The organism is Idiomarina sp. 29L, assembly GCF_004123135.1.
In the GTDB taxonomy this organism is placed as follows: domain Bacteria; phylum Pseudomonadota; class Gammaproteobacteria; order Enterobacterales; family Alteromonadaceae; genus Idiomarina.
In genome coordinates, this window is record NZ_SDJS01000002.1 from 159,572 (window position 1) to 179,643 (window position 20,072).

Below are 20,072 nucleotides of genomic sequence, written 5' to 3' on the forward strand. Positions count from 1 at the left end.
GTTTTTTATTCCCTTGTAGCCTGACGTTATTACGTCAGGTACGGTGCTGTAAATATCGCCACTGCCTAATTATTTATGTACTGGTTTAAGCGGGCAGATCGCACCTGATGCAATAGCATCAGGCTACGACTGGGCGCATCAAGCTACATCTGCGTCGTCGCTTTTATCTTCACAGGTTTTATGTTTGTTCCAAATCACATCACAAATACGGTCGTCTGTCGGCTTGTAACCTGTTGGAGCATTTAGCAACACGTCACGTAGCTCATCAATCGCAAAGCGCTGGCACGTATCATCAAGCTTTTCGAGTAACTGTTTCATGTCATCCCAGGTCAGAGACTGCTCATTCGCGCGCAGAATACGAGCGTGATCACTGGCTTCCACATTGTCGCCAATGAGTAACTCTTCGTACAGCTTCTCACCAGGCCGCAAGCCGGTAAATTCAATAGCTATGTCGCCGTGCGGGTTCTTCTCAGTTTTTTCCTCAAGGCCAGACAAGCGAATCATCTTGCGCGCCAAATCAACTATTTTTACCGACTCGCCCATGTCTAATACAAACACCGACCCCGTATGCCCCATAGTACCAGCTTGTATCACTAGCTGAGCCGCCTCCGGTATGGTCATAAAGAACCGGGTAATATCGGGGTGGGTCACCGTTACCGGCCCACCACGTTCAATTTGTTCCTTAAACAGCGGTACGACAGAACCCGATGAGCCTAAAACGTTACCAAAACGTACCATGCAAAAACGCGTTTCCGACTGACGTAACGCTAATGCTTGCAACACTAGCTCCGACAAGCGTTTCGTCGTCCCCATCACATTGGTCGGGCGCACTGCTTTGTCGGTAGAAATCAGCACAAACTGTTTAACGCCTGCCGAAATCGCCGCTTCCGCCGTATGCCAGGTGCCAAAAACGTTATTACGTACACCTTCAACCATGTTGTATTCAACCAAAGGCACATGCTTATAAGCGGCAGCATGGTAAACCGTGTCGACATTAAAGCTCTTCAGTACTGTCTCAATACGATTTCGTCTTTGTACAGTACCAATAACGGGTATTACTTCAGCGCCAATGCCCTGTTGCTCACATATATCAGTCAGCTCTCTTTCAATGCTATACAAAGCGAATTCAGACAACTCATAAAGCAACAGTATTTTGGGCCGCTGCAACAATATCTGCCGACAAAGCTCAGAGCCAATAGAACCGCCGGCTCCGGTCACCAGAACCGTTAAACCAGTAATATGCTTTTCCATTAAACGGGCGTCAGGAGTTACCGGATCACGCCCCAAAAGGTCTTCAACTCGAATATCCTGTAACTGGTCAATGGACATTTCATTGTTCACCATGTCAGCCATGCCCGGCACTGTTTGTACTTTAACGGGCAAACACTCTAAGGCCTCCAGAATTTCACGGCGGCGTGAACGAGGAGTACTAGGTAGGGCTAGAAGCACACGTTGGATATCAGCGTCGTACACGGCTTTTTCAATACGCCCCGGGTTAATAACGCTCATACCAAGCACCGACGTATCTTGCAGACCCGGATCATCGTCAGCAAACATCACCGGATGAAACTCACCACCATTGTTCAGGGCTTGCGCCAGCTGACGACCGGCAGACCCGGCGCCGTATATCAGCACCCGATCCTTCTTACGACTCATAGCACGCTGGTAGCCTTCACGAACAATCAAACGGCTGCCACCGGTTAACAAAAATGCCAGCAACACATAATTCACGACCGCTGACACCGGCAGCGCAATACCCATGACCAAAGCGCCAATCACTAAGAACGCGCCACTGAATATCACGGTGACAAAAACTAAGCTGAGAACTTTAAAGCCAACGTAGCGGACAACCGCACGGTACAAACCAAAACGAATAAACGCCAATAAAGTTGCGCACAAAACAAGGCCACCAAGAATCATCCACTGCGACCATTTCAGCGGCATAATGGCATCAAAGCTAAGTAAATAGGCCGTTACCATTGCTACCGTAATGGACACAACATCAACGAAAAGCCCTATTCCGCGCTTCACGTTTCTCGGTAACTGCATCAACAACTTCAATGGATTCACGGTATTTATCCTTTTTATCGTTTCCGTGTATTAGCGGTTATAAAACGGCGCTCTGTCATCTGTATAGTCATACAAACGGGCGCGACGTTGCAACTGTTGTCCACCATTTCGTGACAATGGCACCCAGGTAAAGCCAACGCGCTCACGTGTCGGACGCACACTCATTAAGTCGAAGGGTATGCTAATAAAGAAGCCTTTGGTAAAGCTACCTTCACCATACTCTTCCGATGACACATCCGTAAAGGCCGCATACGCCCCGGCAACCACACCGCTGTCAAAGCGTTTTTGCATGGTCACTTGTACGCCTTTGTCTTTCGCCAGGAACTGGCCAAAGTCTAACTGCAATAACGAGTCCGACAGCCATGGAATTTGATAATAAACACTCGCAAAGCCGGTGGTCACTTCGTAATCTAAGAAACCACTGCCACCTTCAAAGTCACGTTTACGAACCCGGTTAGCATTCAAACCAAAGGCCCACCGACTGTCTACCGGCTTGTAAAGCACTTCGGCCCCCAAGCCACCGTACATACGCTCTAAGTAGCCGGCATAAGCCATGGCAAACCAGTCCTTGCCTAAACGTTTGTGGTACGTTACCTGCGCTGAGTCTAACCAAATATCGTTTTGTACATACTTACGAATGTCAGTACGCACCGGCGGTAAAGCATCCTTCCCGCCACCTAAGAATAAGAAGTCGTCATAGTTAGTGGCAATGTTAAAGCCCACCTCACCAAACAACTCAATATTGTCATTCAGCCAACGACGACCAAAGGCGTACACACCCAACTGGTAGGTATAGAAGGTTTCCGGGTTACCAAAGCTTTGGTCCAGGAAAGGCTTCAGGCCATAGCGGTTGGTGAACTTATTCTCAGGGTTCAGCATCCAGCTATCGTCGCCGCGCTCAGGCATATCCGGCGACTCCAGTCGAACGAACAAGTCGTCCACTTCGTCAACGTCTTTGCCCGGCTCCCGGTTAAGTACCCTATCTTTAAACCGTTCGGCATCAATTTTGGTGTTCACGTTGGGGTCGAACAGCGCCATATCGACCATATTGTAGGTTTTCACACTGTCGGGTAACTCCGCCGCCATAACGCGAGCCGCCCGGTCATAAGCTTCTTCACTGTCACGGTAACGGAAGTGGTAAGCATACATGGTCACTTCATCATCTTCTGCGGCAAAGCGCGCTCCGCTAAACGCCATTTGCTCACGCATAGTGCGGTTCATTCCTGCCCAGTCTACGTCAGCCAATGACTCTTTGCGCTTTTCTTCTGTGGGTACCACCTTGTCAGGCGTCACCTTTATCTGGTTCAAGGTACTGAAGTTGGTGCGCAGGCTAAAGTTGAACATAAGCGTATTGCCACGCTCGTAACTCAGTTGCACATCGAAGTAATCGGATATCTGGTAATTCGCGCCAAAGTTCCAGCGACTGTCTTGTTTTATCGGTACGCCGGCACGTTCGGTCGAGTAGTCGTTACCGTCATACTCTACTTTCAGGCTAAGTGGCTCCCACGGCGTTTGATATTCCAAGCCACCGAATACGGCCATAGGACCGGTAAACCAGCGCTCTGCATCTACGGTTCCTCCATTACCACCATAGCCGCTCTCTCGACGGCAGTACTCGTCAGATAATTCACAAAATGGGTTATTTAAGTCATCGTGCGTGCCCATACGTCCAAAGCCCAAACCTAAGCTGACATCCACCGGACCAAAGCGTTTATTTGCGACGACGTATTCGGCATCAAACAAGCCAGTACCGGCAAAGTCACGAAAACCCACGCTTACTTCAGGCAGCCAATAGCTTTCTTCCCATAAGCGGGCTTTTATGTCGAAGCCTTTGTCAGCATAAATATTATCGCCGCTGAAATCCGGCACATCACTGTATAAACGATTAGGAAATTCGGTATAAAACGCTGTGGTTTCTAACCACGGCAACAACTGCAGGCTCACTGTATAGCGGCGATACTCATCCATATCGGTATAGCTCAGCGCAAAAGCACCCTCCTCCATCATACGGGCTGTTGGGTTCTGCAATAACCCTACCGAGCCGTAGTCGTTATAACTGGGTGACAAATCACGACGCGACCAATGCCATTCTGATGTAGGTGCTGCGCCCACCTGGTACACAGGCGCGTTAGTTGCTGAGCGAACCGATGTATCGGCCACAAAATGCTTCAACAAACCACGAATGTCGTCATTTAACGATTTATATTTTGGCGGTAGCTGATTCGGCTCAAAGCCTAACCAAAGGATATTGCCCGGCATAAGCTCAGCGTCACTTTGTTTATAGTACGCCCAGTTAGTTTGTTGTTCGTCATCAACAGACACTACCGTCGCGACACTTTTGTTGTAGCCGCTAAGCAAGTCAGACTGCTCTTCAATACTACTCAACCAGTTTGCGACTGTTTTGCCTGTATGAAATGCGTACTTACCCGGCTTACTGACTAAGCCATACACATAAATATGCTCTGGGCGTTCAGGCAACACTAACGAGTAACTTCCTTCTGGTAGCAGTGGGTTGTCCGCTAAGTTTTGGCGCGCTTGTTCAATGCTTATGTGACCCCAGTATTGTTGCCCCAACTGCCAACCCTTAATTTGACCTTGCAGCATAAGCGCAGCATCGGCTTTGTCGGTTTCACGGCGGCCGCGCCAATAAGCTTCCAGTTCAGCCAGCTGCAAAAGGACCTTCTGCTTTTTTTGCTCTAACTCAGCAGCTTCATCGGTTTTAACCAAGCGCACAGCCGGCCAATATACGTCCGCCAGAAGGCCTTGCTTTTCAATGGCATTCAATGCTTGCTTTAATCGAACCGGCCCCTCAAATTGCACCTGTTTGGTTTCTGCGCTTGCAACGCCTGACTCAGCCAAAACGGCTATAGCGAATAAAGCAATAAAAATACGTTTCATAACATCACTCATTGGGCTGATTCTGAGTTATTAGTGCGACCAATCCAGGTGACCTGGGTAAGATTTAATAGCGGCTTATTGGGAATAATGCGTTGCTCGCTTTTTATAACATGACCGTCCGGCTCCACCCAGAATCGATTCACAAAGCGCTCGCCGGTCAAAACAAACTCCCCCACTTCTTCCACTAGTGTCGCCGTTGCCTGACCATAAGGCATAGCCAGTTGCTCCTGCTGCTTCACAGTGAAAGTCGACTTCACGTCGCGACTAACACGGGTGCCGCCGTCGAACTGGTAGTCATAGGCGCGCTGCCAGGTGCTATTGCAAGACTGAGGGGCTGTTACAATGCAACGCAGCGGGTCATTCTTTAAATTCGACACGCTTAACAGGTTATCATCGAGGCTTTGAGTGCGTGTGACCCGCCCATTCTCAAGAACGAAGGTCTCTTTCTCGGCGGTAATAAAATGGTACTTATTTGGTTTATTAACAAAGCCTAGCACAATCAGACTTCGGGCTTTCCCCTGCCACTGGGCATACAAGGAAGTGTAAGGAAAGTTATCTATTTCCTCGGCGCTGAGCTCTGCATCTTCAATGTCTTTAAACGCAAATTCAACCGTTTCACGAACTTCGTCCGTAACGGCTGTACAGCCAACCAAAATTAGTAAGAAACCGGCAAAGAATCCGTTCCGAATCATAAGAAGTCTCACAAGTTAAACCATCGCGCATAAAAAAATACCGCCAAACGGCGGTATTTTATCACAGCTCTTTTAAAGTGTTCACTGCGAAGCGCTTCGCAACCAACACAATAAGCTATTACTGAGCTGGAATAGTAATAGTGTAGGTGTTAGTACCTGTACCAGTTACAGTCACAATTGGATCTGGATCTGTTGGTTCTTCAGGGTTGTCGTCAACTACTGGGTTTGATGAGCTGTCAGAAACAACTGCTACAGTTGCCGCTGCTGCAACACCAGCAAAGATCATTGCTTGAGTTGACATGCCACCGATACCGCTACCAGACGCTTCTTCGCCAGCAGCACCTTCTTGTGCCATTGCTGGTGCGGTCGCTAAACCTAACGCAGCAATAACTGATAATGCTAAAGTTTTCATAATATTAACCTCACTCCCGAGATATTGATACATGTATCGCCGTAGACTGAAAACTCTCCAGTTAACAGCAACTTTCATAGTATGTTTATACGCTATTAATTGCAAACTGGATTTTCAAATTTTCAGTAAAATTTATTAAATACTGTTAATAGCAGCCACTGCTACAGCGGTGTTATACAAAATACTGGTTACTTGAGACCACAATTCTAAGTTTTCAGTATAGGTTGTGTCCATAGGAACGATAATGGCGTCACCCGGACCTAGCTGCGAGCTTTCGCTGAAGCTAAACCAGCTGCTACCGCCTTCGTACCGCTCAATGGCGCCGTTGGCTTTAACAATATAAATGCGATCTTCATCAGCCTTTTCTTTGGTCCCACCACTGCGTTCAATATATTCTTCTACCGACACGTCAGGGTCAAAGCGGTACGACGTCGCCATCTGCACTTCACCCATAATACTGACCGAGTCATTACGGGAAGGAACGTGTAAGGTGTCGCCGTCTTTTAACTGAATGTCATTAGCACCGTTCGCACTTAGTAGTTTCGGCAAGTCCATAATTAAACGACCCACCGGCTCTGCCGAAAGCAAATCTGCCAGCAAGGTGCGCATTTCATCATATGAAACTCGGCTTTCACCCGTGCCCGTTAACATGTTACCGGCAACTTCGCGCTGAAGCTCTTGCGCTAAAATTTTCTTACGTTCTTGCTCTTGCTTTCGCAGCTCTTCACGAGTAAATACAGCACCTTTTATAAAAGCATGCTCTGTAAAGCCACCGGCCCGTTCAATAAGCTGCGTGAGAGTTTCCCCCCGCTTAATGGCGTAGGTTCCCGGGAAGCGGACTTCCCCCCGCAGGGTCACTTCATAGGTACTCTGCCATTCAGGAATACTCAGCACGTTTAAACGGTCACGCCCTTGCAGCGGAACATCCACAGTACCTTGCAGCACATCATTCAATGCAACTGTGACATAGTCAGTCTGAGTGGTGTCTTTATTGAACTCAAAACGGGTAATTTCAGCACGTTTTAAGTACGCCGAGTCTTTAATACCGCCCGCAGCATCAATTAAGCGACTGACACTGGCATTTTCCACTAAAGGGTATACCCCAGGGTGGTTAACTTCACCCGACACGTAAACCAGTGGCGTATTGCCGTTGCGAGTACGCTGACGTTGAATGCGCTGCATTATGGGTTCCAGCATTTTATCACGTGAGTACAACGCCAAGTCTTCCTCCGCAACTTCAACATCATCTTCGTCCGGAGAGCCAAACAACTCAGATAAAGGCGTTAAGCGTTGTTGTTGTGCTAGCTTTTCTCTCTCTTCCTCTTCGGACGCTTTAGCTTCTTTTACCAAGTCTTCTAAAAACGCCTGACGATAATCGCTCAATAACTCCTGACGCTCTTCAGCCTGACGCTCCTGCTTTGTTAAAGTAAAGCGAGAGAGCTTCTGCTCCTCTTCTTCTTTCGTTTGGTAGCGGCTGAAAATGACAATTTGGTCGCGCTCTTGCAGTTGTAAGTTCTCACCTTCAACGCCAGAAATAGCCTCCGCCACGTTAAATTGATACAAACTCAAATCGCGCTTCGGCCCTGTTTCACGCACAACAAGACCATAGCCTAAATCAGCTTGCTCTAATAAGTCCTGACGGCTGTCGAGTAAAACATCATTGATGCGAATACCCGGCTTCCACTCGTAATGCCCCGGACGAGTCACCGCACCGACTAACAACAAGCTATTGTTCAGCGACTCTGACACCTGGCGAAGCGTTAATACATCACCGCCTTTCAGCGCTTTGCCCAACTCAGCATTTGAGGTTAAGTCAACCGTACTAATAACCCGCTGGCCTCGAACAATACGCTCGAGCTGTGCCGACGCTAAGTAAGCGTCGTCTTCACTACCACCAGCAAAATGTAATGCGTCTTCTAAAGTTTCATCGCCTTTTAGCTCATATAAAGCCGGACGTTTAACCTGGCCTTTAACAGTAACCATGTCACCACGCGCAGGAATGAAAACAACATCACCACTTTGCAAAATACGGTCGTCGGACGCATCACCTTTTAGCAGCAAGTCGTACAAGTCGAAGTCAGCAATGACCTCGCCAGCGCGCATTAGCCGAATAGAACGCAGTGACGCAATGTCCGACACACCACCGGCAACATACAGCGCCTGGCTAATGGTCGACAACGAGCTTACCGTGTATGAGCCCGGCTTATAGGCTTCACCCGCAATAAACACCTGAATAGAGCGCAGCTCACCCATAGAAACCGCTGCATTAAAGCCAATAAGCCGCTGTTTTACCTGATTCTGAATAAGTTCCTGCATTAGGGTGTAGCTTAAACCAGCAACCGTCAGCTCACCCAGGTCAGGAATAACCACTTTACCTTCTCGGTCAATGGTTAAATCGTAGGTGCGGTTTTCTTTACCAAAAAGCTGAATTTTAATGGTGTCGCCAACGCCCATAATGTAACTGGAAGGCACTGGTGCATAAGAGGTGGGTGCAAAGGTTTTTGGCTCGCCGGAAAACAAGTCATAGCCGAATGCTTTTAACTCATCGTCGTCTCGAGTGAACTGAGCTTCCAAATCTTCCGGAATTATCGGGTCGCCATTTTTATCAAAACGAGTGCCTCGCGGGAAAACGACATCTTCTTGTTGCTGGCTCTTGCTGCTTGAGCTTGAAGAAGAACCGTTTAACTGATCCAACATGCTGGGGTCAATACCAAACTGCCTGGCAAGGGCTTCCTGCTGAGCACGAGGCAGTTTCTTTAACTGCTCAATTTGAGCCTGACTTGGCATAGACTGCGCATGTACCGTTACTGAATTACCTAAAGCCACAACAGCAACGAGCAGTACCATACTCGACAAGATAGACTTCCAAGAAATCAAAGCGCTTCCCCTTTATGTTTTTTACTTAATTTGCACCCGGATAATCGCAGCATTTTATAAGCTAACTCATAAAAAAGCTACGATAGCGTGTGGTTAAACTGAGCTCACCACCGGCACACCAAAGATATCTTCTACCCGTCCCTGCAAAGACATACCTCTTGAGGTCTGTGTTGCGGCCTTATCCAATAGTTTATTCCAGCGCATGTAGTTATCGCGGTAAAGTTTTATGCTCTTATTATCGCTCGCGCTATTGCCACTAAACCGATTTGCATTTTCAAGCGCCACACCGGCAGATGCCATACTTACAGCGACAGTGCCTTCAACAGCGCTTTCCGGTATCACGATACCTGAGCCCGCGGAGCCTACAGACAGCAGTGCTGGTAGGCATGAGCGACCAATGTTTAATAAGTTTTCGTGCCAAGCAGCTTTGTGATTGTTTATTGCGGCAAAGGTATCTCCGAAAAGGCCAGCGTGCATGTCCTGAAACTCTTCTAAGCTCCACTCATGCACGAACCGTTTCCCGCTTTGCTCTTCTTTGGCTTGCTGAGCAATAACAGCGTCATCACGAACTTTGAAAAGTAAATCGAGGAGTTTTGTAGGGCTGGTGACTTTCTTCTGCATCAGCAATGCGTAGGCATACGGAAAGCTTTGAAGCGCTTCAGACTCAGTTTGGGACAGGCTTTGTAACTCATTCAGGCTCGACTGCTGTTGCAGTTGGTTACCTAAGTAGCGCCAGAGCAGCGCGCTTTATTGCGCTTTTAACTCTTCAATGGCAGGTGCGGCAACATAAACTGCATTGTGCTGCGCAGCCAATTCATTCACAAAGTTGACGCGAAAGCGGTCTATAAGCCCGGAAACTAACTGGCCTGTTTTGTGAGAAGTGTCATCATCACTTTGCGCTGCCTGGTTAAAAGCAAGAGCAAAGTCAGAAACGGTAGGTTGGTCAAAAGGGGCTTGCTCAGCAACAGTCACCAATAAACCGGCAACACATTTCGCACCGCGAAAGTTATTATCCGTTAATGTGCTTTTAGCCAGCTTGCGTCTGTCGGTAAACTTTTGGGTAAAGCCTTCAAGTAATGCTTGTTTAAACTTTTCGGCATCGCTTTGCGCAACGGGAGATTGCTCTGACCAGCGCTCGGGGCTTTCCAACCATTCTTTAATAAGTAATGCGGACTGAGCAGCGGCCTGCTGGCAGCAGCCTAACCATTGGTCGGTTGCAACCAAACTGGTTTCTTTAAGAAGGTCGCGGTAGAGATGGTTATGGTCTTTAAGTTGCTGTTTATCATCTTGCTGTATGGAGCCATCAAACAACACCTTCGATGACATAGCCAAAGATTCCAGCACATTCAGCAATTGCATGAGCTGCTGCTTAGTCAGTTGCTTAGGGCGCGTTTGCTCCCCAAGCATTAAGCTCATAGACAGGTTTAACTGTCTTGCGTTAAGCAATGATGCACCAGTATAGTTTTGTAGTGTCATGGTTTGCATTGCTTATACCCTGTTCTTTTTAAAAGTCACCTGCGCATTAGACGCTAGCGACTAGTCATTCCCAAACAAATCTCGCGTATACACTTTGTCAGCCACGTCCTGGAGCTCTGGCGCCATACGGTTTGAAACAATTACGTCCGCTTCGGCTTTGAAACCCTGAAAATCATTCACAACACGTGAGTTATAGAACTTGTCTTTTTTTAACACCGGCTCATAAACAATAACTTCAATACCTTTCGCCTTAATGCGTTTCATCACACCTTGTATGGCCGAGGCACGGAAGTTATCAGAGCCCTGTTTCATCACTAATCGATAAATACCAACAACTTTTGGCTTACGAGCAATAATACTGTCGGCAATAAAGTCTTTACGAGTGCGGTTAGCATCAACCACCGCTCGCATCATATTTTGCGGCACGTCCTGGTAATTGGCTAGCAGTTGCTTGGTGTCTTTTGGTAAGCAATAACCCCCATAACCGAAGCTGGGATTGTTATAGTGGTCACCTATGCGGGGATCTAACCCTATCCCTTCAATAATTTGCCGGGTGCTTAAACCATGAACTTCAGCGTAGGTATCCAGTTCATTAAAGTAGGCAACACGCATAGCTAGATAGGTATTCGCAAAAAGTTTAATAGCTTCCGCTTCTGTACTATCGGTAAAAAGCGTCGGCACATCTTTTTTAATCGCACCTTCTTTCAACAGCTTGGCAAATACCTCAGCTCGCTTTGAGCGCTCCCCCACTATAATACGCGAAGGGTAAAGGTTATCGGAAAGGGCTTTGCCTTCACGCAAAAACTCAGGCGAGAAAATTATGTTATCGGTTACCATTTTCTCTTTCAGCATTTGGGTATAGCCTACCGGAATGGTCGACTTGATGACCATAACGGCGTCAGGATTGATTTGTTTAACCTGTGCGATGACCGCTTCTACGCTGCTGGTGTTAAAGTAATTGGTTTCCGGGTCGTAGTCGGTCGGTGTCGCAATAATCACATAGTTCGCATCGCTGTATGCCTCTTCTGGGCTCAACGTTGCTTTAAGGCGCAGTTCTTTTTTATTAAGAAAGTCAGAAATTTCATTATCTTCAATGGGCGACTTTTTATTATTTATAAGATCTACTTTTTCTTCGATAATGTCGACTGCATACACATCGTTATTTTGCGCTAAAAGGACCGCATTGGATAAACCAACGTACCCTGTCCCTGCTACTGCTATTTTCATAAAATACCCAATTGTTCGTTCTTGTTATGAACTTTTAGACATTATAAAACTGCTTGTACCACTCAACCGTACGTTTCATGCCTTCAGTTACTGGCGTTGACGGTCTATAACCCATATCGTTTTCTAACTCAGACACATCGGCATAAGTGGCTACAACATCACCAGGCTGAATAGGCTGAAAGTCTTTTTGTATTTCAACGCCAGCAGCATTCTCAATGGCTTCAATAAAGGCCATAAGCTCTATAGGCTCGCTATTGCCTATATTGTAAATTTTATAAGGCGCCGAGGAGCTGGACGGGTCCGGTTGCTTACCGTTCCATTCATTATTGGCTTTGCATGGGTTTTCAATAACGCGCACCACACCCTCGACAATGTCGTCAATATAGGTGAAGTCACGCTTCATTTTACCATTATTAAAGACTTTAATGGTGTCACCGTTCAATGCTGCCTTGGTGAAAATAAAAGGCGCCATGTCGGGCCTGCCCCAAGGCCCATAAACGGTAAAAAAGCGAAGACCAGTACACTGTATACCGTACAAGTGAGCATAGGTATGCGCCATTAGTTCATTGGACTTTTTCGTGGCAGCATACAAACTAACCGGGTGATTTACACCGTGTGAGGCTGAGAACGGCATTTGTTCGTTCAAACCATATACCGATGAGCTGGACGCATAACTTAAGTTCTTAACACCGTTATGGCGGCAAGCTTCCAGCACATTCATAAAACCAACAATGTTGGAATCGATATAAGCATTAGGGTTTTCCAGCGAGTAGCGCACTCCGGCCTGGGCAGCTAGGTTACAGACGGCGTCAAATTGTTCTTGTTCAAACAAGGCATCTAATGCGGGCTTGTCTTCAAGTTTTAACTGTATAAACGAATACCCCGAATGCAGCTCGGATTGAACCGTTACACCGTATTCGATATTACTTTGCTTTATGCCACTTTCTTGTAAGCGACCATACTTTAGGTTCACATCATAGTAGTCATTAATACTATCCAGCCCGACTACGGTATGGCCTCGCTTAAGCAACTTTAAAGCAGTGTAAAAACCAATAAAGCCTGCTGTGCCTGTTACTAGAACCTTCATTTTACTCTATCCCCTGAGCCTTTACCGGTAACCGTCATAAAAATGTACTGAAAATAGGTTTTTAAATTTAATGTTTGAATCATCTTCGCGTCGGTTTCAGCCAGTAGCTGCGGGGTCGACATGTCTATTTCATTAACCTGGGCTAAGCCGGTAATACCCGGGCGAACATTAAATACGCCTTTAGCCTCGCGTGCCGCCGTTAGTTCTTCCTGATTAAAGAGCCCGGGGCGCGGACCCACTAAACTCATTTCACCCTTTAGAACATTCCAAAGCTGCGGCAGTTCATCCAGTTTAGTGCGACGCAAAAAGTGCCCAAACTTTGTAATAGAAGCGCTACTAGCTAAGTGGCTCGCTACAGAAGCGGTGTCTTTTTTCATGGTTCTGAACTTAACTAAAACAAAGGGCTTTTTGTTTTTACCTACTCGTTCTTGTCGGAAAATAGGAGAGCCTGTGTCGAACAAGCCTATAAGAGTCAGCAGAATGAGTATAGGCAACCCAGCAACCAAGCCCATTAATGAAAATATAAAATCAAGACATCTAATCATTGAATAAATTACCGCTAGTTATTTTCCGCTTTTACGCATTTTTGTATGGCGTCGTTAAAGGTAACCGGAGGTTCCCAGTTGAGAGCTTTCTTTGTATGGTTAATATCAAGTTGTAAGTTACCAAACAGCCTATCTGCAATGGCTTTTTTGCCCAGCATTTTTGCGCTAAGTTTCATTAAACTTACAGGAAAAGGCCAAAGTTTAGGGTCTTTGCCATAAGTACGAGTTAGGGTTTCAAAAAGCTCTTTGCTTGAAACATCGTGGTCATCGCTAACCAAAAAAGTACCGTTTAAAGGCTCTGGGTGTTTGACACAAGTCACAATTAAGCTGACTAAGTTGTCAAGCGAAACCAGACTCCTTTTATTTTCTACGGAAGCAAAAGGCAACGGCAAGTTTTTTTTTGCCACCCCCATTAGCGCTTTAAAGTTCCCCTTTACCCCGGGACCGTAGACCAAAGGAGGTCGAATAATCACGAGTTCAGTAGCTGAGCCTTCTAACTCTTTTTTTAAGGCCAGCTCCGCGTCGCGTTTTGACTTCCCGTATAGGTCTTCTGGTGAGCATTCGCTGTTGCTGTTGTATGGCGAGTTGGGCGGCGTAGACTCACCCAAAGCCTTTACCGAGCTGAGAAAGATAAAGCGCTTCACGCCGTGTTCTTTTGCTTGCCTAGCTAATTTTGCTGGTGCTTCTACATTCAATACACGAACTTTAGCTCTAAAAGCTTCGTCCTTTGACTGTGGTACATGTGCTAAAGCCGCGCAATGAATAACTGTCTCTACACCATCTAAAACTGGTGACCAGTCCTTTGTGCCTAATGGCATAGCTAGAATAGAGTCACCGTAAAACTGTCGCGCGGTGCCAATTACCCCGAACCCGTTATTATTTAGCTGCTTAAATAGCTCATTTCCAATAAACCCGCTGGCACCGGTTAAAAGTATCTTGCTCGGTTCACTCATGAGTAATTAACTCTTGGTATATAGCCAAATGCTGTTTCACTACAACGTTAATATCAAAATGTTTTTCGGCAAAGAGCCTGCCAGCTTCGCCCATCTGCTTTCGTTTAGCTTTATTGACCACCAATTCTTCGATAGCATCGGCTAGTGCAATATGGTCTTTTGGTGGAACTAAAAGACCTGTAACACCATTTTCAATAGCGTAGTTGCAGCCCGGAGAGTCAGTAGTAATAATAGCCCTGCCACATGCGGCTGCTTCTATTAAAGACTTTGGCAAACCTTCTCCATAGTATGACGGCAAGCAGACTATATTTGCATTGGCATACTGCGTGGCAATATCTTTGCGAAAGCCTAGAATTTTTATAAAAGACTTTTCCTTCCAGGACTCAAATTTTGATTCAGACAAGCTATTGGGGTTACCGGTGTCCGGCGTACCAATAAGCTTCATCTCTACCGGCACATTACGCGACGCTAATAACCTAGCGGCTTTGTAAAATTCACAAACCCCTTTCTCCAAGAGCAAGCGAGCCGCCATAACAACTTGGGCTCTATCGCCATCAGGTTCCGGTAACGCCTCGTACTCGTTTAGATCAACGCCCGAACCACGTATCAGAACCGTATTTTTATTACTAATGACACCGCCATTCAATAGCATCAATTTGTCATCCGGGTTCTGAAAGATAACTTTCACCTTCCGACAGCCAAGAGCAAATGAATAAAGTCTTTTAATTACAAAGCGTCGCAACCTACCTAACAGCGAGGACGATGTAAATACCGTACCCAGGCCTGATACAGCAGCAACAAGGGGCACTCTAATACTCAGGCGATTTACGAGACCACCATATAACACTGGCTTTATCGTTACCAAGTGAATTAAGTCTGGTTTAACGTTTCTAAATAACACCAGCAACTTATATATCGTTCTTAGTTCAATTAAGGGATTTTGCCCGCTGCGACTAAAAGGCACTTCATGATGATGAAAGCCTCGTCGTGTTATCTCCTGAGCAGCAATACCTTTGCCGGTGGCAACATGAACTGAATACCCGTTTTGCTGAGCTACCTCAGCTATAGAAGCACGATGGGAAAGAAAAAACTCAGGCGTGTTAATAATAAAAAGTATTTTTTGTTGCATGTATGTGACTTTAACCCACTGTTAGAAAGGTAAGCTCCTGAACTGTTACTACTCGATACGGAATTAGTTAGCCTAACTATGAAAGTTCTGATTGAAGTAAAAATACGTTAGGTCACACATAAGGATCGGTATTAGCTCAATGAAAAAGCTGTTTAACACTTACAAGGTGGTTTTTAAAATGAAAGCTTAGGTCTAAACCATGATCTCGGCATGAATATACCCCCACTATCTCCTCTAAGTTTAGTTTTTCAGGGCTCTCAATTAATCGGCCTTTACTTTCTATCTGCAAATATTTCGAAACATCACTAACATCATTAGTTATAATAGGTAAATCTAGTGTATAGGCCTCAACAAACTTGGTAGGAAAACCAGCCTTATTTGCCTTTATTGCTGGGCGATAGAAATATAAGATATCACAAGCCTGATTTAGCATAAGAACTTCATCATGCGTTAACCTTCCAGTAAATACTACTGCTTGTTCCTCTCCTTTAGGTAGGTAGTTGAACTTAGAGGTTTCAAATTCCAGCCTTGTAGTGCCAGCGATTATTACTCGAATTTTTCGTTTGCCACTTTTATTATATTCTATTACTTTTTCAATCAAACCATACAGGCTATCTTTTCCATAGCCAACATTTCCGCTATATAAAATATTGAAGTATTTTGGGTTCACAAATTCACTACCCGCTTTTACATTCCACTTAGCTTCATCCACATCAACTAATGGGGGTATTAAAACTGATTTATGGCCATAATAACTGTGTAGATAGGTGCTTATTGAAATAACCTTAAAGCAGAGCTTATTAAGAACGCGCATGCGAACCTCAGTATCTATAAACTTTGCTAGCTTTTTGACTCCTCTATAACCAATAACTCCATACCACTCAGTACAGTCGGATATAACCTTTACTTTATTAAGCTTACAGTACAGAAAAACAAAAGCAAAACTAACACTCCAATAGTTATATAAAACAACGTAGTTAGGTTTTAACTTTCTTATTCCAGCTATAGCATCTAAGCCCAAAAGCTTCTTGAACCTCGCAATTCTTGATAACCCTATATGCTCAACCTCATCCAGCTCACTTTGCTTAATTATATTTCCGCAGTGCATATAATATACATTATAACTCAACGCAGAAAACGCCTTTCCTAGGTTGACCACCCTATGAGCCGCTGCATTTAAATCCGGCAGTTTGAAGCCGCCAACATACAAAACTTTTCTATTATTCCCAGTCATAACGACTAAACGAGTCCATGTTTTTCCAATGCGGAGTTAATTTCGCTGTCCCAGTAATTAAACGAACAACTCGCTCTGAAGTATTTCTAATTTTATATTCGTCCGGAGTTTCACGTTCTGTATCAGAAAAGACATCGCGAGAGCTTGTAGCTATGCGAACCCCATCGATTAGCATTTGTTTATCCAAGCCGGTTAACGCTATAGCACCGGTATCGAGCGCTTCGGGGCGTTCAATGGAGCGGCGTAACGTAACGGCAGGGAAGTCTAAAATTGAAGACTCTTCGCTTATAGTTCCGCTATCGGAAATAGCACAAAATGCATCCATTTGCAGCTTGTTGTAATCAAAAAAGCCAAAAGGTTTTAAGAACTGGATACCTTCTAAGTCCTCAGTCAATCCGAGCTTTTCTAGCCTATTTCGCGTTCTAGGGTGTGTAGAGACAACAACGGGGTAACCATAGGTTTCATATAGAGTGCTTAAGCACTCAACGACTCTCTTGAGGTTCTCTTTACTATCCACATTCTCTTCTCTGTGAACGCTGACAATAAAGTATTTATTCTTTTCAAGCTCTAAATTTTCTAAAATATTGGACTTTTGAATTGACGGTAATACATGCTCTAAGACTTCACGCATTGGTGAGCCTGTTAAATAGATAAACCGATGAGATAATCCTTCGCTCAAAAGATGTCGTCTCGCATGCTCAGTATAAACCAAGTTGAAGTCGGCTAAATGATCTACCAGCTTACGGTTAATTTCTTCGGGGACATTAGCGTCGAAACTACGGTTGCCGGCTTCCATATGGTACGTAGGCACTTTCATTCGCTTTGCCATCATCGTGGCTACGGCACTGTTGGTATCGCCCAATACCAAGACAGCATCCGGCTTTTCTTCAAGAATAACCTGTTCAGTTTTAATTAAAATTTCACCAAGGCTTTTTCCTAAAGAAGAGGTATCAACATTCAAAAAGTGATCGGGCTGACGCACACCGAGCTCTTCGAAGAAAACGTCATTCAACTCATAGTCATAATTTTGACCCGTGTGAACAATTTTATGGTCAACAACTTGGTCAAGTGCAGCCATAACACGAGACAGACGAATTATTTCTGGACGCGTCCCCAGAATTGTCATTACTTTTAGTTTTTTCATGAAAGCTTTACCGGTGCGTAGTAAGTGTCAGGGTTATCGCGGTCAAATATCTCGTTGGCCCAGAGCATCACAACCATTTCTTCATCGCCCACATTAGTAATGTCGTGGCTCCAACCAGGAGCGGTTTCAACAATTTCCGGTTTATCACCACTTGTAAAAAGTTCATAGTATTCATTGGTGACCATATGGCGGAAGCCAAAACGAGCCTGCCCTTTTATAACCAGAAATTTTTCATTTTTTGTATGGTGGTAATGCCCACCTCTTGTAACACCTGGGTGGGCTGTAAAGAATGAAAACTGTCCAGAATCTTTGGTTTTCAGCATTTCAACAAAAACACCGCGTTCGTCGCCATGCTTCGGCACCTCGTATGAGAAGCGGTCTTTGGGTAAATAGCTAACGTAAGTTGAATACAGTTTACGGATAAAACCATCGCCAACCCTCTCTGTAACAAGAGTGCCGCGACTGTTTTTGAATAAACGCAGTTGCTCTGCAATGCTGCCTACTGTTTGCTCATAAACAGGAAGCACTTCACTTAGCTTCTCGTTTTGTTTATTTTTATTCTTACCGGAAACTAGGTCACGTGCCGCTCCGATGAACTCCTTTACTACATCATCAATATAAACAAGTTTAACTTTGGCGTCAGCATCGTTGACTTGAATAGGAAGGTCGCGAGCAATATTATGACAAAAGGTTGCTACCATTGAGTTATAGTTTGGTTTACACCACTTGCCAAACACATTAGCTAGTCTGTAAACCTTTGCAGGCGTGGCATTATCTTCTGCGTAACTTTTGACTAATTCTTCTGCTTGACGCTTACTTTTACCATAAGCATTATCACGTTCAGCCTGAATAGACGAACTATAAATAACCGGTAAGGGTTTGGGCTGCTCGCTTAATGTCTTTAGTAACTCTTTTGTAAGGTCAGTATTTCCTTCAAAAAATTCACTTTCATTTTCAGGTCTATTCACACCTGCCAAATGAATAACGCAGTCAACACCTTTTAGCAATTCGTTCACTTCATATACTTTATGGTCTTTCGTGAACTTAACATACTCAATACCTTCCATTTCATCGATGTGAGCAGTGAGGTTTTTACCAACAAAACCATTTGCGCCAGTAATCAGTAACTTCATAACTAACCTTCTGGGTTAATATATTCGCCATTTGCGAACGCACGCATGAACGGTAGTTTATTCAATAGCTGTTTCATTCCCTCAACATCTAAGCGCTCAGTATTATGAGAATTATAGTCTTCAACCTGCTCTATTCTATTATCGCCTTGGTCAACATACTTAGAGTAATTTAGGTCTCGAAGATCGGGCGGTACACGATAATAGTCACCCATATCTTCTGCACAAACCATTTCCTCTCGCGATAAAAGCGCTTCGTAAAGCTTTTCGCCGTGACGTGTGCCAAGAGTTTCAATTGGATGTTCTGTTTTATTAACGAAAGACAGAATAGCTTTTGCTAGTGTCTCAATAGTTGCAGCTGGAGCCTTCTGGACGAAAATATCACCATTGGCACCGTGCTCAAAGGCGTATAGAACCAAGTCGACAGCATCATCTAAAGTCATCATGAAACGTGTCATGTTAGGGTCTGTAATAGTAATTGGCTTACCACTTCTAATTTGGTCAACAAATAGAGGAATTACCGAACCCCGTGAAGCCATAACATTTCCGTAACGCGTGCCGCAAATAACGGTTTTTTGCTCATCTACATTCCGTGACTTTGCGACCATAACTTTTTCCATCATGGCTTTTGATATACCCATTGCGTTAATAGGGTAAACAGCCTTATCAGTGCTTAAACAGACAACCCGCTTTACTTCATTTTGAATAGCCGCTTCCAGAACATTTTCGGTACCTACAACGTTTGTTTTTACGGCTTCCATTGGGTGAAACTCACAAGAAGGAACTTGCTTTAAAGCAGCCGCATGATAGATAAAGTCAACACCCCGGGTCGCATTTAAGACGCTTTGATAGTCTCGAACATCACCAATGTAAAACTTCAGCTTAGGATGGTTGTAAGCTTTACGCATATCATCCTGCTTTTTTTCATCACGGCTAAAAATTCGTATCTCAGCGAGATCCGTATCAAGAAATCGACGAAGGACAGCGTTCCCAAACGAACCGGTGCCACCAGTAAGTAAAAGTTTTCTATTACTAAAAGTCATAAAAGAACCGTATAAAATATTAGAAGCGTTAGCTTAAGCCAAAAGTTAATAAGCCAACCGATTATCGTTAGCTCTTTTTAAAAGAGCTATCATTGCAAATGCTCAAGGTTAGTAAAAAAGATACCACCACCTCGGTAAATAAAGTAGCAAAGCAG

General features: G+C 45.0%; 16 protein-coding genes. All 16 read right to left on the reverse strand.

Going from position 1 to position 20,072, the window contains the following annotated elements:
- Positions 1 to 138: 138 nt before the first annotated feature.
- Positions 139 to 2,049: a nucleoside-diphosphate sugar epimerase/dehydratase gene (locus tag EST55_RS04470; RefSeq protein ID WP_129496997.1), complete on the reverse strand. Its 1,911-nt coding sequence runs from the start codon at positions 2,047 to 2,049 to the stop codon at positions 139 to 141.
- A 51-nt stretch (positions 2,050 to 2,100) separates the two neighbouring features.
- Complete coding sequence (locus tag EST55_RS04475; protein WP_129496640.1) at positions 2,101 to 4,968, reverse strand: YjbH domain-containing protein; 2,868 nt, start codon at positions 4,966 to 4,968, stop codon at positions 2,101 to 2,103.
- Between the two features lie 8 nt (positions 4,969 to 4,976).
- Entirely contained in the window at positions 4,977 to 5,660 is a 684-nt protein-coding gene (locus EST55_RS04480; protein WP_129496641.1) for a YjbF family lipoprotein, read from the reverse strand.
- Between the two features lie 118 nt (positions 5,661 to 5,778).
- Positions 5,779 to 6,072: a hypothetical protein gene (locus EST55_RS04485; RefSeq protein WP_129496642.1), complete on the reverse strand. Its 294-nt coding sequence runs from the start codon at positions 6,070 to 6,072 to the stop codon at positions 5,779 to 5,781.
- 135 nt (positions 6,073 to 6,207) lie between these two features.
- Complete coding sequence (locus EST55_RS04490) at positions 6,208 to 8,949, reverse strand: SLBB domain-containing protein (protein ID WP_240665245.1); 2,742 nt, start codon at positions 8,947 to 8,949, stop codon at positions 6,208 to 6,210.
- A gap of 93 nt (positions 8,950 to 9,042) precedes the next feature.
- Positions 9,043 to 9,570, reverse strand: coding sequence for a hypothetical protein (locus EST55_RS04495; RefSeq protein ID WP_129496643.1), 528 nt, complete (start codon positions 9,568 to 9,570; stop codon positions 9,043 to 9,045).
- 126 nt (positions 9,571 to 9,696) lie between these two features.
- Positions 9,697 to 10,434, reverse strand: a complete 738-nt coding sequence (locus tag EST55_RS04500) for a hypothetical protein (protein ID WP_129496644.1) — start codon at positions 10,432 to 10,434, stop codon at positions 9,697 to 9,699.
- A gap of 51 nt (positions 10,435 to 10,485) precedes the next feature.
- Positions 10,486 to 11,652 carry a nucleotide sugar dehydrogenase gene (locus EST55_RS04505; RefSeq protein ID WP_129496645.1) on the reverse strand — a complete coding sequence of 389 codons (1,167 nt, stop codon included), beginning with the start codon at positions 11,650 to 11,652 and terminating at the stop codon, positions 10,486 to 10,488.
- Positions 11,653 to 11,686: 34 nt separating this feature from the next.
- Positions 11,687 to 12,739 (reverse strand): NAD-dependent epimerase, encoded by a 1,053-nt coding sequence (locus EST55_RS04510; RefSeq protein WP_129496646.1) that lies wholly within the window; start codon positions 12,737 to 12,739, stop codon positions 11,687 to 11,689.
- Positions 12,736 to 13,284 (reverse strand): sugar transferase, encoded by a 549-nt coding sequence (locus EST55_RS04515; protein ID WP_129496647.1) that lies wholly within the window; start codon positions 13,282 to 13,284, stop codon positions 12,736 to 12,738. The genes EST55_RS04510 and EST55_RS04515 overlap by 4 nt, the downstream gene beginning before the upstream one ends.
- A gap of 14 nt (positions 13,285 to 13,298) precedes the next feature.
- On the reverse strand, positions 13,299 to 14,237 hold the full coding sequence (locus tag EST55_RS04520; protein ID WP_129496648.1) for an NAD-dependent epimerase/dehydratase family protein: 939 nt from the start codon (positions 14,235 to 14,237) through the stop codon (positions 13,299 to 13,301).
- Positions 14,230 to 15,366, reverse strand: a complete 1,137-nt coding sequence (locus EST55_RS04525; protein WP_129496649.1) for a glycosyltransferase family 4 protein — start codon at positions 15,364 to 15,366, stop codon at positions 14,230 to 14,232. The genes EST55_RS04520 and EST55_RS04525 overlap by 8 nt, the downstream gene beginning before the upstream one ends.
- Before the next feature lie 136 nt (positions 15,367 to 15,502).
- A complete protein-coding gene (locus EST55_RS04530) occupies positions 15,503 to 16,600 on the reverse strand; it encodes a glycosyltransferase (RefSeq protein WP_129496650.1) in 1,098 nt (365 codons plus the stop codon).
- A complete protein-coding gene (gene wecB, locus EST55_RS04535; protein ID WP_129496651.1) occupies positions 16,587 to 17,744 on the reverse strand; it encodes a UDP-N-acetylglucosamine 2-epimerase (non-hydrolyzing) in 1,158 nt (385 codons plus the stop codon). The genes EST55_RS04530 and wecB overlap by 14 nt, the downstream gene beginning before the upstream one ends.
- Positions 17,741 to 18,877: an NAD-dependent epimerase/dehydratase family protein gene (locus EST55_RS04540; protein ID WP_129496652.1), complete on the reverse strand. Its 1,137-nt coding sequence runs from the start codon at positions 18,875 to 18,877 to the stop codon at positions 17,741 to 17,743. The genes wecB and EST55_RS04540 overlap by 4 nt, the downstream gene beginning before the upstream one ends.
- A 2-nt stretch (positions 18,878 to 18,879) precedes the next feature.
- Complete coding sequence (locus EST55_RS04545) at positions 18,880 to 19,917, reverse strand: polysaccharide biosynthesis protein (RefSeq protein WP_129496653.1); 1,038 nt, start codon at positions 19,915 to 19,917, stop codon at positions 18,880 to 18,882.
- Positions 19,918 to 20,072 lie beyond the last annotated feature (155 nt).

What these genes read in the sequence shown, in the direction of transcription:
- EST55_RS04470 (WP_129496997.1), bottom strand. Translation starts at nt 2,049, where the DNA reads ATGCAGTTACCGAGAAACGTGAAGCGCGGAATAGGGCTTTTCGTTGAT.
- EST55_RS04475 (WP_129496640.1), bottom strand. Translation starts at nt 4,968, where the DNA reads ATGAAACGTATTTTTATTGCTTTATTCGCTATAGCCGTTTTGGCTGAG.
- EST55_RS04480 (WP_129496641.1), bottom strand. Translation starts at nt 5,660, where the DNA reads ATGATTCGGAACGGATTCTTTGCCGGTTTCTTACTAATTTTGGTTGGC.
- EST55_RS04485 (WP_129496642.1), bottom strand. Translation starts at nt 6,072, where the DNA reads ATGAAAACTTTAGCATTATCAGTTATTGCTGCGTTAGGTTTAGCGACC.
- EST55_RS04495 (WP_129496643.1), bottom strand. Translation starts at nt 9,570, where the DNA reads ATGCAGAAGAAAGTCACCAGCCCTACAAAACTCCTCGATTTACTTTTC.
- EST55_RS04500 (WP_129496644.1), bottom strand. Translation starts at nt 10,434, where the DNA reads ATGCAAACCATGACACTACAAAACTATACTGGTGCATCATTGCTTAAC.
- EST55_RS04505 (WP_129496645.1), bottom strand. Translation starts at nt 11,652, where the DNA reads ATGAAAATAGCAGTAGCAGGGACAGGGTACGTTGGTTTATCCAATGCG.
- EST55_RS04510 (WP_129496646.1), bottom strand. Translation starts at nt 12,739, where the DNA reads ATGAAGGTTCTAGTAACAGGCACAGCAGGCTTTATTGGTTTTTACACT.
- EST55_RS04515 (WP_129496647.1), bottom strand. Translation starts at nt 13,284, where the DNA reads ATGATTAGATGTCTTGATTTTATATTTTCATTAATGGGCTTGGTTGCT.
- EST55_RS04520 (WP_129496648.1), bottom strand. Translation starts at nt 14,237, where the DNA reads ATGAGTGAACCGAGCAAGATACTTTTAACCGGTGCCAGCGGGTTTATT.
- EST55_RS04525 (WP_129496649.1), bottom strand. Translation starts at nt 15,366, where the DNA reads ATGCAACAAAAAATACTTTTTATTATTAACACGCCTGAGTTTTTTCTT.
- EST55_RS04530 (WP_129496650.1), bottom strand. Translation starts at nt 16,600, where the DNA reads ATGACTGGGAATAATAGAAAAGTTTTGTATGTTGGCGGCTTCAAACTG.
- wecB (WP_129496651.1), bottom strand. Translation starts at nt 17,744, where the DNA reads ATGAAAAAACTAAAAGTAATGACAATTCTGGGGACGCGTCCAGAAATA.
- EST55_RS04540 (WP_129496652.1), bottom strand. Translation starts at nt 18,877, where the DNA reads ATGAAGTTACTGATTACTGGCGCAAATGGTTTTGTTGGTAAAAACCTC.
- EST55_RS04545 (WP_129496653.1), bottom strand. Translation starts at nt 19,917, where the DNA reads ATGACTTTTAGTAATAGAAAACTTTTACTTACTGGTGGCACCGGTTCG.